13 protein-coding genes and 1 pseudogene are annotated in these 13,941 nt (G+C 41.6%); all 14 read right to left on the bottom strand.

What is annotated here, in order from left to right; translation table 11 throughout:
* Window positions 1-98: 98 nt before the first annotated feature.
* Window positions 99-362: a DUF3795 domain-containing protein gene (locus DFR60_RS28725; protein WP_110326535.1), complete on the bottom strand. Its 264-nt coding sequence runs from the start codon at window positions 360-362 to the stop codon at window positions 99-101.
* A gap of 55 nt (window positions 363-417) precedes the next feature.
* Complete coding sequence (locus DFR60_RS28720; protein ID WP_110326533.1) at window positions 418-1,329, bottom strand: helix-turn-helix transcriptional regulator; 912 nt, start codon at window positions 1,327-1,329, stop codon at window positions 418-420.
* A 58-nt stretch (window positions 1,330-1,387) separates the two neighbouring features.
* Window positions 1,388-1,591 carry a hypothetical protein gene (locus DFR60_RS30715; RefSeq protein WP_207659587.1) on the bottom strand — a complete coding sequence of 68 codons (204 nt, stop codon included), beginning with the start codon at window positions 1,589-1,591 and terminating at the stop codon, window positions 1,388-1,390.
* Between the two features lie 62 nt (window positions 1,592-1,653).
* Entirely contained in the window at window positions 1,654-2,151 is a 498-nt protein-coding gene (locus DFR60_RS28710; RefSeq protein ID WP_110326531.1) for a hypothetical protein, read from the bottom strand.
* Between the two features lie 8 nt (window positions 2,152-2,159).
* Entirely contained in the window at window positions 2,160-2,420 is a 261-nt protein-coding gene (locus DFR60_RS28705) for a hypothetical protein (protein WP_110326529.1), read from the bottom strand.
* Between the two features lie 22 nt (window positions 2,421-2,442).
* The gene (locus tag DFR60_RS28700; RefSeq protein ID WP_110326527.1) at window positions 2,443-3,777 is read right to left on the bottom strand and encodes an RNA-binding domain-containing protein; all 1,335 of its coding nucleotides are present in this window, start codon (window positions 3,775-3,777) and stop codon (window positions 2,443-2,445) included.
* A gap of 119 nt (window positions 3,778-3,896) precedes the next feature.
* Complete coding sequence (locus DFR60_RS28695; protein WP_110326525.1) at window positions 3,897-6,308, bottom strand: AAA family ATPase; 2,412 nt, start codon at window positions 6,306-6,308, stop codon at window positions 3,897-3,899.
* Window positions 6,289-6,927, bottom strand: coding sequence for a hypothetical protein (locus DFR60_RS28690; RefSeq protein WP_110326523.1), 639 nt, complete (start codon window positions 6,925-6,927; stop codon window positions 6,289-6,291). Before DFR60_RS28690 ends, DFR60_RS28695 begins: the two co-directional genes overlap by 20 nt.
* Window positions 6,924-8,531: a hypothetical protein gene (locus tag DFR60_RS28685; RefSeq protein WP_110326521.1), complete on the bottom strand. Its 1,608-nt coding sequence runs from the start codon at window positions 8,529-8,531 to the stop codon at window positions 6,924-6,926. The genes DFR60_RS28690 and DFR60_RS28685 overlap by 4 nt, the downstream gene beginning before the upstream one ends.
* A gap of 420 nt (window positions 8,532-8,951) precedes the next feature.
* Window positions 8,952-9,203: pseudogene (locus DFR60_RS28680) on the bottom strand (flavodoxin); the annotation flags it as partial.
* 18 nt (window positions 9,204-9,221) lie between these two features.
* Window positions 9,222-9,734: a nitroreductase family protein gene (locus tag DFR60_RS28675; RefSeq protein WP_002599856.1), complete on the bottom strand. Its 513-nt coding sequence runs from the start codon at window positions 9,732-9,734 to the stop codon at window positions 9,222-9,224.
* Window positions 9,735-9,882: 148 nt separating this feature from the next.
* Window positions 9,883-10,755 carry a LysR family transcriptional regulator gene (locus DFR60_RS28670; RefSeq protein ID WP_110326517.1) on the bottom strand — a complete coding sequence of 291 codons (873 nt, stop codon included), beginning with the start codon at window positions 10,753-10,755 and terminating at the stop codon, window positions 9,883-9,885.
* Between the two features lie 65 nt (window positions 10,756-10,820).
* Window positions 10,821-12,467, bottom strand: coding sequence for an excinuclease ABC subunit UvrA (locus DFR60_RS28665; RefSeq protein ID WP_341458013.1), 1,647 nt, complete (start codon window positions 12,465-12,467; stop codon window positions 10,821-10,823).
* A 244-nt stretch (window positions 12,468-12,711) separates the two neighbouring features.
* A partial coding sequence (locus tag DFR60_RS28660; RefSeq protein WP_110326515.1) for an ISLre2 family transposase occupies window positions 12,712-13,941 on the bottom strand: 1,230 nt, incomplete at its 5' end.

Genomic DNA, 13,941 nt, shown 5'->3' with positions numbered 1-13,941 from the left:
AAAACTGTCAGAGTAATAATAAAATGCAGGCGTAAGATTAAGAGGACAGGCTTGTCCGATCTTACGTCTGCATCTATTTTCTTTCATGAAGGTAACATTTACCTTCCCTGGTTCCAGCACCTGCACTGTTCAATCCGCCTGCCGCCGTCTCCCTGCTCTTCATCATATGCAAATTGCTTCAGCAGCTCACAGGGAAAGTCCCCGCACTGGCCGCAGTGCTCATGCTCCCGGGTCTCGCAGCAGGTTTTTACTGGACAGCCGTCACCCCAAAATGGCTTATCAATATGTACGCAGCCTTTACACCCCATCTCCTCCTTATAACCACACAAACTGCACAGGATACCGCATCTGGATTCAATCATTATAAAATCTCCTTTTTGATTTCCATTATAGCAGAGGGAACATGACAGCTATGGGTCATGTCTCCCGGTATCTCTGCAAAATATTTTCAGACTGCCGTCGGATATCCGCCCTCAGTTCTTCCGGTTCCAACACGTTCACCTGATCGCCAAAGCTGAGAATCCACTGCCGCATGTTCTCATAACTCGCAAAATCCCATTCGAACAGCAGCCCCCCGCTCTCGCAAGGCACGTAGCTGTCCCTGCCGTATTCGTCAATCAGACGGTGCCTTTCCGTTTCTGTAAATATTGCCTTCAAGCGAATCGTATGAGAGGAAAAGTAAGCATCAAAATCCAGCCGTTTCTCCGGAATCTCGCGCGGAACAAAGTTTTCCTCCAGGACTGACAAGTCCCATAGGCGGTTCAGCTTAAAGAGACGGTAATCGTTTCTGCTGTGACAGAATCCAAAAATGTACCACGAGGACCATTTGAAAATCAGCCGGTATGCCTCAATTCTGCGCTGGCTTTCCCCATTTTCACTGTAGTACTGGAAAGAGATCATGCGCCTGCACCGGACTGCTTTTTTAATCAGGTCGATTTTGTATGTCAAAGCGTCGTGGTAATGGGACGCAAGGTCAATCACCATGGTATCGTCAACGATAATCTGCCGTTCCCTGCTCGACAGCTTTTCCATAATTCCACTCAGGTATGCGTTTGAGGATACGCTGTCAATGCCTTTTAAACCGGTTAAAATGGTCTGCAGTTCATCCTGTGTAAAGAGCGTCTTGTCTATCTTATAGCTGTCTGAGATGGAGATGCCTCCGTCGAATCCCTGAATCGTGACCAGGGGAATCCCGGCTTTACAGATCGCTTCAATATCCCTGTTGATGGTTCTTCTCGAGACCTCAAAACGCGCCGCCAGCTCCGGAGCGGTCACTTTGTCCTGCTGCAGCAGGATTGTAATAATTCCAATTAAGCGTTCGATCTTCATATTTTTATCACCCTATGACATTGTATCACAGGAAACATGACATTACATAGTCATGAATTTAATTATATTTCTCTGCCCAGTCCTTCAGTTCCTTTACTCCTGCCTCAGCGTTAAATCGCCTGCCTTCCATCAAAACAGCACCCTTACAGGACCCCTTCAGCTCTGCATTTGTGAGACTCATAACACGAAGATTATCTGGAAATTCTCCGAGATGGCTGGTTAACAAATCGAGTTTTTGATCCAGATTATCAATTTCATTCACAACTGGATATCTCTTCTTATAATACAAGAGAATCGGATTAGAAAACTCGCCGATACAATCTGTTACTTGCAGATAATGCAAAAATGACGAAATAACACGTAGCTTGTTATTATAACTTTCGGCAGAAATATGCTGCATAGACAATTTTTTAAATAATCCCCTACAGAACGATGTTCAATATCTGTTATATTCTTTTCAGAATCTTCGCAAAATCTCAAGAACTCTTTGATATAAGTATGATGAATACGGATGGTTCCTAAATTTAAAGAAGTGACCGTTAAGAGATATTTCAGATATCCTTGCAGGCTCTGACGATTCTTACTAAAATGAATATCTAAAAAAGAAAAACTTTCAATAGCATTGCTTCGGCTATATCTCTCTGACGAAATATTCAGTCTTTCCGTAAACCAGACATTGGCTTCCCAATTTATTTCCTCTGCTCTCAGAAATAATACCTTACAGCAAAAAAAGGATAAATTTTTTAGACTCAAACAAGGATTGCCATATTCCTCTTTAAACATACAAAAGTATTCCTGCTCTTGATCCAACTCCATTTTCATGATATCTCTCATTCCATTTTTTCAGTATAGCAAAACAGGCACTTGAGCGGAAGCAAGTACCCGTTTCGTCTCTCTTCTTTGTTTTTTATTGATTTTACAATCTCATTCAGAAGTATTTCTATCTGCATTTTGACCTTTTCGTCAAGAACATTTCTAAAATCCCAGTATAGAATTCTCTGCTCGAACTCTTTTTCAAAGGCTCTGGCAACAGTATCACTGAAATATTCCGGCAGATAGATTTCCTGATTAAACGGAAGTTTTTTCTTCATATCTTTTTCTCTGAGCAAAGTTCTATTTTACAACCCATTGTCCTAATCTACGCCCACCAACACGTTCAATCATTCCATCTGCCTGCATCGTTTTCATAAGACGTTTTATTTTACGTTCGGAGCAATCAAGTGTGAGTGCAATCTGTTGCTGCGTTATATATGAGTTTTTGCTTATCACAGAAATTATTTTTTCTTCCAAAGTGCCATTTAAAGTGCCATCCAAAGTGCCATTTTGTCTTTTTGGCACTTTAGTGCCCATGTAAGGTGTAAATTTTACCATAATATCTTCTAAGTGAAGCGTATATTCCGGCATTGGAACACCATGTTTTTTACATGTCTCGCAGATTTTTTCTATTCCTCGTCCCCATGTTTCCACATATCCTGCCCTGAAAAAACCATTGGCTATATTGGGGTTGTAGGGCTGTGAACGATGTCTTTCCATCAAAGTTTCTACTGTCCAGCCTACCGGAAAGACACAATCGTTACTGATGTATACCGCATCCTCGTGTATCCGAATCTGTATCGGAACTAAAGCCGCATAATTGGAATGTATAATTGCATTATATACCGCTTCCCTAACTGCCGCTTTCGGAAGAGGATAGGTCTCAATTCTAGTGACATTGTCGTAAGATATGATGGCTTTCATATATTTCAGATAAATCAATTCTATGACCCTGTCCGCCTGTATAAACAAAGAGCCATGAATCTCATCCTGATAGCGCAGATCAGATCCTTCGCCAAAATATCCGATTTTAATATATGCGCCAGTAACCCATTTTTCCGGATTGCGATGGAATAAGAGAATCGCTGCCTGTTTCAGCTTACCATGCTCAAGAAGACCGAGGCTGTCCAGAAGCTGTTCGTTGCTCATGTTCAAATCTTTTTCTGTCATACGGCCACTACGCAAAGCTTCTCGCCGGAAAATGTCAAAACTCTCTTTATCCAGATCTTCAACTGTAACACCATCCACCGGAACCGCATCCCATTTATATCCCGTTTTAGATAGTAAAAACTCCGTCAAAGCGGCTCCCTTAAGAAGCTGCTTTGTACTGCCACTGCGATAATGATATTCTCCCTTATAATTTACCGGATAACTGCTTGGATTCACACATATTTCAATGTAATCTTTCCCATCCTGTGTCAGCAGATTAACATCCACGATAATGCCAAGGATATCCCGCACTTTATTGGGGATATCTTCCAGCAGCTTTTTGCTGTCTGGTACGCCAATGACATTGCCGTTGTCATCAGTTCCAATATATATCTTGCCGCCTTGAGCATTTGCAAAACCACAGATCCATTTCAAATACTCATCACGCCAGGATTCTTTCCATTCTGTGTTTTGGTTTTCTGCCATATTTCCTCCACTTAAACATCAACAAATTAATTAGCTATAATCTAAGTATTTTCAAGTTATTCTTCTATGTCATAAAATTTATTATATTACATAAATAGTTATTAAAACCAAGCGACTCTCTATTTTCTGTCTCTAAAATCTCGAATACCGATTTCTTTATAAGAAATTTTACAACTCTCCATTTTATACTTCATCAGTCCCTCTATTCTCTTATCGCATGTCACAAAAAACAATTGCTTCATTACACTATTCTTCCTTGAAAGCTGATATTTTATAAAATCCAAAAAAGCCAGCATATTAATATCATCCATACATGCTGTAATATCATCCACAAAGTAAACCGGGATTTTCTCTATTCCACTCATTCTAAATATATTGCCTAAGAAATAGGACAACATAAACACACTCAGCTGCCCATCACTAAACATATTTAACAGAGAATATCCATTTTCGTCCAAAAGAGATACCTCTCCTCCCTCTTCATTTTCTATTTTTATCCCCTCAATTTGCACATCTCGAGACAACTTCCGAAAAATTTTATACAAATATGGGCCAACCTGTGCATATTCCTTTTTCTTCAATTCCGTTTTTACACTATTAATCTGCTTTATACGTTCTTCTGCATAAATATTGAATTGCTTTAATTCCTTAATTTCTTCCTCCAGCCGTTTATTCTTTTTCTCTGCATCCTCTAATTGTTTCAAAACATTCCAATAGGTCTCATTATTCCGATAACTTCTTAAAGAATATATCTTGTCCGACAATAGTTTTTCATTATAGATAAAATCCTCCGGAACTTTTTCAATACTGCTTCTCATCTCCATCAACTGCGTTTCCATTGTTTTGTTTTCTGAAGAATAATTTACGATTGCAAAAACCCGATTCAGTTCATCCCGTAGCTGCTCTTTTTCTTTTGAGGGCATCACAAGAACTTTATTATTATTGATAGCTGCCATAACTTTTTCAATTGTATCCAAATTCTCTATACAATATTTTTCTTTCCTCTCGTGCAGTTCATTCACTGTATCAAAATACACCGTTGACTCTTGGTAAAGACTGGTCAAATACTTCGTTTCTTTTTCTGCATTTTCTATCGCTTGCCTTAATACAATTTCTGCTTTTCTTATCTGCTCTAATAATAGTTCTTTTTTCTTCTGTTCTAAACCATCTCTCTCTTTTTTCTTTTTTACAATTAAATCCTTATTCTCTGCCAGGTACTCCCTCGCCAGTTTTGCAATTTCCTGCTCTTCTATATAATCAAAGGCTTCTGATCCGCATACTGGACAACACACTATGCTTCCCAGGTTATTTGTACGCATCTCTTCCCGATACTGTATTAAATTTTCTCTCCCAATAGTAATCGAGGACATCACACGTAAAACCTGATTTCCTTTTTCTAAAGTACCTATTTCATGATTCAGATCATCTAATTGTACTTTTATTCCGCTCAATTGCTCTTTGCTTCCAACCCAGTACTTTTCCGTAAAATCTTCGCTTTTAATTTCAAACAGTTCACTACAATATCCTTCTAGGTTTTCTTCTGTCAGCCTGATTTCCTTATACTTTTTCAACACACCTTCTGCTGCCGTCCGAATGTCTTCTTTGTATGCATTTTTCTTTATGGCATCCACAATGACTTGACCTTTGGTTCGCAGTTCATCTACCAAAACATTCAGTTTCTTTTGATACTTCTCTGTTTCTTCACTCTCTTTTATCCGTTCTAATAGAACTACCGCCTGCCTATGCCCCAAATCATACAATACTTCTAACTGGCTGTCGATTTGATCCCTTGTCATTTCTCCCGCATTTGTCAGTTCCGCATCATACATTTTTTCTTTACAATATGGCTTAATATCTTTGTCACTTTCATAATTCCTCTTAATTGTGCGATATGACTCCAGTGTTTCTTCCTTTACTTTATCGTTTTTTTTCACAGAAATTCTCTGTTCTATATCTGCTTGGTATATAACTAAATTGTTTACTACCTTCTCTGCTTCCGAATAATCCGATGAGAAATCTTGGAATTCATTTTCCATATCTTTTCTTTTACTTTGCAGAAAATTATAAGTTTTCTGCATATCGCAAAAATGATATTTATAAAATGTTTTCTTATCTATGATTTTGGCAAGTTCAACCTCCGGATCCTTGATTTTCTCGTTATTTATCTCTATTTTAATTGCCCCATCGTTTTCCAAAGTATCTTCTGACTGCTTCCGTGTAATGATATATTCTTCTTCCGCTTCGGGATTAAACATTTTGAGTGTAACAACTGTTTCCTCCCCGATATGATTTTTATTCTTAAGAATTGCATCTCTGTTACGTTTTCTTTCATTTGCATTTGTATTACGCTTTTCAAACGCATATTGCAGACGATAAATGTTTCCTGTAAAACACCACTCAATCGCATCTATGAGTGATGTTTTACCATTTCCGTTTGGCGCTGTTAATATGACCAATGATTTATTATCAAACTGAAATTTATGTTTCTCTAATCCCCGAAAATTTTTAATTTCAATTTCTCTCAGCAACATTTTCTTTTAACCACCCTTCCATTGCCAGCCACTCATTCTCTTGAAAATTATACTTGTTTTCTCCTGTTTTCTGCCGCCGTTGTTTCTCCCGTTTTTTATACATAAACCCCAATACCTCTGCAGATGGTAGCAAATTCTCCAGCTTTTGCCGCTCTTCTTTATTAATTTCTGCACTTTCTAAATCTCCGAACCAAAATGGAAGCAGCATCTTGTCATTATCATCCAGTTCATCATCTTCATTGCACTTAACAAATATTTTTCTTGAAACAGAAACAGATTTCTCCATCTTCTTTTCCACAGCGCCCTCATACAATAATATCTGGGTAATATTATACTGCAACTTTCTGATTTCTTCCCTGAACTGCTTAGGCGTAAAATTTATAAATGTAAGAATTTTATTGTCCCACAGATTGCAGAACCTTTCCATGTTTTCTACATCACTTAAGCGTAAAATCAAAAACAGCTCATCCCCGCATTCACTTAAATATATCTGTCTCAACTCATCAGGCACTTTACCTTCAACACAGAAAAAATCTAACTTTGTCTTTCTTTCCCCATCCTTATCCATATCTATCAATTCTGTATATTTATATTTTTGAAAACATTCCTGCCATTTCACTTTTCTTCTTCCCCCTTAACACATGTATTAGTAAAAATTGTTTCTTCACACACCTCTGTCTGATTCCAACAGCCGTCCTCTATCACTATGCATTCCATACACTCAATTCGGAAACATTTTTCTTCTAATGCTGATACCATATGTGCTTCTTTAATCTGTGATATATCCATATCATATTTATAAATTCCATGATAATCTCCGCACATATACCACTTCTCTGGCTGAAACTCTCTCATTCTGGAAAAAATATTTGCTAAAGTCCCCCCTGCGTTCGGTCTTACTGCTGGAGAAACAATTGTAACTGCCTGCACCTCCTCCTTCGGAAAATGCAGACTGATATATCGTTCCTCACCGGAATCAATATAGTGCCGAGGCATTAATCTCTCCTTTTGTGATTCTGTTAGATGAGATTCCTGCAATAAATCTTGATTTATATTCATCATAATTTTCCACAAATATCTCAAAAAGAATTCTATTTTTTCCCTATGCTCCCGAATGATACCATACTGCTCACTGATACTTTTTTCTTCATACTTCTCCAATCTCTTTGGAGACATTCCACTGACTGTGTTTAACAATTGTAGCCGCCCATTACTGTTACTAACGAGCTGCCTCATCCAATCTGCTGTATTCTCCTGTATACATTCCAATAATTTTATCTGCTCTTCGCCCATATTCGGACTTCCTGTCAGAATCTCATCCGTAACATCCAAAATAACACTCTGTAAATATGCTGCTATTCTTTCGTCTGTTTCTACACACAAATTCTTTCTCAAATATTCCAAAAACTTCTCTCTTGTACACAAAATCTCTTCCAGCAAATCCGTTCCGTTAGTCTTTTCATTGTATTTTCCTTGTATGTATTGAACTGCTAATCCAATTAAAATGCTTGTTTTCTGCTCCTTATCCAAGATTATGCATTCTGGAAAATTGATTTTCTCTAATTCTTTTGCTACCTCTTCCCTGTATTTTCCTATTTCCTTATAATTGGTGTCAATCTCTAAATCGTTTATAAACTCCTTTATGGTATCATTACTTGCATACTTCTCAAAAAACGCATTCTCTGCTTCTTCTTTATTCCTTGCATACACCTCTTTTTCCAGCCATTCTTCGATATCCTTTGAGCTCTCTACTATAGTCTTATCTTCTTCATCTGACTCAATCCCCTCTGAATTCTCCGTCGTTTTCTTATCTTCTTTATTTGGCTTAATCGCCTGATCTTCATTCTTGATATAACTCCACATCTTATTTTCAGATGGTTTTCTCATCTTGTGTGGATAATAAGCTGCCAAAACCGGCTTTATTTTTTCATATCCTAACAACTGCATCCGCAAGTATTGATAGTACAACTCCCTCATAATTTCATTTTTTACTATCCCACTGCTAGGATAATATTTTGCCTGAATGACATATGTTGCATCTTTTCCAAAAACAATAACATCCTCTATATATTCTGAACACACTGACTCTGTTGATGGATTCACTAACCATCGTATTGCAATCAGATCCTGAAACAAAAAGCCCCGAATTTTACTACTTGCGTCTCTTTTGGCTTCTCCCCTATATCCTTTTCTAATAATTTGATATTTTTTATTCTTTTCCATTGTCCACCTACTTATTTTATCTGCTTGATTACTGCCCCATATATGAACTATATTTCTCTACCCATTTAACAAGATAAAGTTTTAAAGTTTTCCATTCTTTGACTTTTATTCCATGAATAAAAGTGGACACCATAAGTCTTTTTTCTCTTATTTCAAGATATTACCATTATTATAACGCATATTTAAAGGAGCTTCTACTTCTATTTCTTTTTTCTCATTATATATAAATAAGATTAGTATTTAAAGATTTATACAATCAAAAATGACCTGCTTTTGAAATATACTTCCAATGCTGGTCATTAACAATTTCTCTGTTACTATATACACATTTTTTCCTATCAACTGTGTCTTCTGTACTTATATTCCCATCTTTTCTCACTGTATGTACTCTATATACACCTAAATACCATACTCCAGTTTAGGAAATCCCACATAGATAACTTCATACCGCCCCATATGCTCAACTTTATTCGCGATCTCCGGCCGGAAAGACTTGTCGCTCATTTCCACACTGCTGCGGCTCTTCTTATTAGTCCAGTCCAGATCTGCGGCAGTATACTTCACAGCAGGTTCAATCTCATGTAAATCTGCCCCTATAGCGGAGGCCAGCGCCTTTGCCAGCCTTGCAGTTACACCGCTGGCCGAAAAATATGCAACTAATACTCTGCTCATTTTTAAATCCTCCGTTTTCTAAATATATGTAACTGTTTCTGATATTTTCCTGCGCTGTGTATGCGCAGCAAGCGGTTTTGATCCCTTTTCCGCATATCCAATATCAAGAATCATAAGGATCTCCTCATTCTCAGGCAGTCCCAGTTCTTTTGCTGTTACTTCCGGATCAAAGAAATTAATCCAGCAGCTGTCGACGCCTGCCGCCTTTGCAGCCAGCATCATATGAGTCGCCACAATAGCTGCATCTTCTACGCCGGAATTACGTGTTTCACCGGGGTAGGTAAAAACATGATTCTTGTCAAATGCCACCACCATGACAGTAGCTGCGCCATATCTGCAGGGAGTCACCTTGTCAATTTTGGAGAGTCCTGCTTCTGACTGAACAACATAGATACGCTGTTCCTGCAGGTTTTTCGCCGTTGGTGCCAGTCTGCCGGCCTCCAGGATCATATTCAGCTGCTCCCTTTCGACTGGACGGCCATCAAAATTCTTACATGCGTAGCGATTCTTAATTACATCAAAAAATTCCATTCTCTATTACCTCCTTCTGAAAATAGATGCCGCAAAGATTTTTCATTATTCTCTATGCTGCACCTATATATTAATTCCATTTTTCTATTATGTCTAATGCTTATAATTCATTATTAGGAATGCTTATTTCGTATGACTAATAAGACTGTTATCGATAAGTTTCTTTCACGTACCGGATAAAAGCGTTTGTTGCTTTTGAACAGGGCTGTTGATCTTTCCATGCAAGTACGGAACTGAGTTCCAGCTTTGGATCAAACGGTAAAAACTTCATATCTTCATAATAGCAGTCCAATTTTACACAGATTGCTGCCCCCTTCCGTTCCCTGGCTGTGATCACTGCATTATAAAGCAGATTATAATTTACGCAGGATTCCATCTGTTTTGCAAAATCTCCGGACCATCCCGCAAGTTCGTGATGTACCGGAGTGTTCAGATGAACGGTTACAACCTGTGTTCCCACGAGGTCCCCCGGCTGTATGACATTCCGTGAGGCAAGCGGGTTATCCTTATGAATCAGAACTCCCCACTGTTCTTTCATTTTCATTCGGATAAAATCGTATTTCACAATACTTACCGGCTCTAAAAGAAGCCCCATATCCAGAGCACCCTGTTCCATCCGTTCTTTGATGTCTTCATTATCTCCGCTGTATAATTCAAATTTTACGAGTGGACAGCACTCCTGAAAACCGGTTATCAGCTTTGCCACTTCCTGCACGCTGCGTATTTCACCACAGCCAATCGCGATGACACCAGACAGAGTTTCTTCTTTCTGAGTCAGTTCCTCCTGTGCTTTCTCTGCAAGATTCACCAGTTCCTGTGCCCTGCGGCGGAAAATCATACCTTCATCAGTCAGATAAACACTATGGTTGCTTCTCTGAAACAGCTTTACTCCCAGTTCTTCCTCCAGCTGCATGAGCTGGCGGGATAAGGTTGGCTGCGTAATATGCAAAAGCTGGGCAGCCTTCGTTATATTTTCTTCTCTTGCAGCCATGAGAAAATACGACAATATACGAATATCCATCTCCATCTCCTTTTACTGGCTTCCCATTTTTCCCAGAATCGTAATATTCTCGGAAATCTGCACCTCTATTTCATAATCTTTTTCAGATACTTCCCTGTAAGGCTCTCCTCACTCCGCGATATTTCCTCCGGCGTACCGGCCGCCACGATCCGGCCTCCTGCATCACCGCCGCCCGGCCCCATATCCACCACATAGTCGGCATTGGCGATCATATCCAGATCGTGTTCGATGACAATAATTGTGGCTCCGGCATCGATGAACTTCTGGAATACACCGATCAGCACCCGCACGTCGAGGGGATGCAGGCCGATGGTAGGCTCATCGAACACAAACACGGCATCATCCTGGGCCTTGCCGATCTCCGATGCCAGCTTCAAACGCTGGGCCTCGCCTCCGGACAGGGCAGGCGTCGCCTCCCCCAAGGTCAGATAACCCAGGCCTAAATCAGCCAGGACCTGGAGCCGTTCTCTGACCTTTCTCACATCACAGAACCGTTCCAGCGCCTGTTCCACCGTCATGCCCATCAGCTCCGGCAGGGATATGCCGTGGGAGCGGAACGCATCCGCTTCCTTTCCATATCGGGAACCGCCGCAGTCCGGGCAGACAATCTCCACATCCGGCAGGAACTGCACATCCATGGTGATCTGCCCGGTGCCCTCGCATCCTGCACAGCGCAGGGAACCGGTATTGTAGGAAAAATCACTGACCCTGCATCCCTGTTCTTTTGCCTCATGGGTGGCCGCGTAAAGTTTTCGCAGCTCGTCCAGAACGCCACTGTAGGTCGCCACCGTTGACCGGACATTGATTCCAACCGGCGTTGAGTCAATGAGGCTGACCCGCCTGATTCCGGGTGCGTCAGCGGCTTTCACATGATCTGGCAGCCGTGTGCCGCCGCCGGACGCCTGCAAAGCAGGGATCAGGCTTTCCAAAATCAGGGTCGTCTTACCGGAACCGGATACGCCGGTAACCGCCACCAGCCGGCCTTTCGGAATATCCAGGTCAAGGGCGTGAACCGTATGGAGCGGAGCGGTTGATATTCTGATATGTCCCTGTTCAAACATTCTCTCCGAAGGAGTCCGTTTACGGATTAGAACCGGTTCCTCTCCGGTCAGAAATCCGGCAATCAGCGAGTCCGGCGTTTCTGCCACGTCTTCCAGACTTCCCTGCGCCAGCACGTTTCCCCCATGCTGCCCCGCTCCGGGTCCCATCTCAATGAGCCAGTCGGAGGCCTTCAATACCCGTGTGTCATGGTCCACCAGTACAACGGAATTGCCGTGAGCGATCAGATCGTCCATCATACCGAGCAGTCCATCCACGTTAGCCGGATGCAGTCCAATCGAGGGTTCGTCCAGCACATAGAGAACTCCCGTCGTCCGGCTTCGCACTGCCCTGGCAAGCTGAACCCGCTGACGTTCCCCGGTAGAAAGCGTATCTCCCGCCCGGTCGAGGCTTAAATACCCCAGCCCCAGGCCGGTCAGCCGCCTGGCCGTATGCAGGAACTGGCCGCAGATGCTCTCAGCCATGTCCCGCAATTCTTCCGGCATGGATGCAGGCACGGCCTTCACCCAGGGAATCAGGGCATCCAATGTCATAGCGGCGGCTTCCCCCAGTGTTATCCCGCAGAGCAGGGAAGAGCGCGCCCTTTCATTCAGCCTGGTTCCTCCGCAGACCGGACAAAGCTCCTGCTTCAGAAATTTCTCCACCCGTTTCATGCCCTTGTCATCCTTTACCTTCGCCAGGACAGTGTAAATATATCTTCGGAATCAATAGGGTAGAGTTCACCAATGATGCTCTGATAAATTATCAGGCAATGACTTGTGAATCTAATATACCTCTTTTTTGTATTCTAAGCAAGCCCACTTTCCTGGTTGGGCTCATTTCGGCTGGTTCCTCTTGACTACGGTCTTCTTTGTAAGCAGGTGGAATTAGCCTCCTTCTCACTTTTTTCGCCACTTTCTATAGTCCCCAGATGTGGGCATTAAAGTAGATGGTTTTTTTACTTTGCATTGTCATGCTGTGACTGACTGCCTCTGTATATTTTCCTAATTCTTTATGACGGTTCTTCTCTGACTTCAGCACCTGGTCTGCGCTTAGAACTTCATACTCACTTCCAACTGCCTTTGCCTGCTCCTGTTTCTGATATCTTACCAATTCCAGCATGTCACCGCCATTCTGCTCATATGCCCTCAACTGGCACATGTTTGCTGCTCCACGGCTGCTCCAGCCCATTGGCCGGGAACTCATCCTGCTGGACAGCACATGGCTTACATGGCCTTCTGTACTGCTTCCTGTTACCCCGTCCCTATGCCTTAGACGCAGTCCCGCTGCCGTCCAGTTTGAAAGGATATAGTCTTTCGCATCTGCTACTCTTTTTATTCCCGTGTCGTCCGTCAGACATTCCTCCAGCCGCTCTATTATCTCTTCAAATTCCTTTTTCGTCTGGTTCCTGATTGCTCTCCTTAATTCATTCGCCGCATCTTCACGGCTGTCCTTCATATGGCTGGTCAGCTTTGTCAGATACTTTTCCAAATGGAATTCATCAAGCACACAGGTCACCCCTTCCAGCCGTTTCATTCCTGACTTAATCCAGCCTCCGCCATCGGCATTCAGATAGATTTTCTTGACCTTTTCCAGGTCATAATGGTCATTTATATACTCATAAATCTCATCCCAGAATTGATTGTTTTCCTCCCCATGGCTGACTCCGCAAAAGTAATACGGATTAATCAGTTTATGTCTCTTGCTTTGGGGGGCTTCTTTTTCAATCCCTTCATGTATGTAGACCAGCTTCGTGATCAGGCTGTTATTCTTCTGGTGGTTTTCATTTTCTGTCAAATCTCCCTTTTTCTCCCTGAATTGGAGTGATACATGATCTTCATCCGCCTCGATGTAAAGATATTCAACTGTTTTTTTCTGTTCCGGCTGTTTTTCATTTTTAGGGAACTTGAGCTTGTGTATCTTATTCTTTACGGTTTGCTTGCCTACCTCTGCAGTCAGGCTGGTTTCCTCTCCTCCCCGCCGGTAGGAAGTCTGGACTGCCTCTTTCAGCATCCGGGCCTGGGCATCCTCTGTAAGCCGTTCTTTTCTTCCCAGCCCCAGAATCCGGTCAAGAAGATATTCACTGTGGCCTGTTTCTTTATTCGTAAATAAAGTTTTTCTAAATGTAACTGCTCCCAGTGATGTGAT

The sequence above is a fragment of the Hungatella effluvii genome, from assembly GCF_003201875.1.
GTDB lineage: Bacteria > Bacillota > Clostridia > Lachnospirales > Lachnospiraceae > Hungatella > Hungatella effluvii.
The sequence above is the reverse complement of the archived record's forward strand: the minus strand, read 5'-3'. Positions and strand labels throughout refer to the sequence as shown.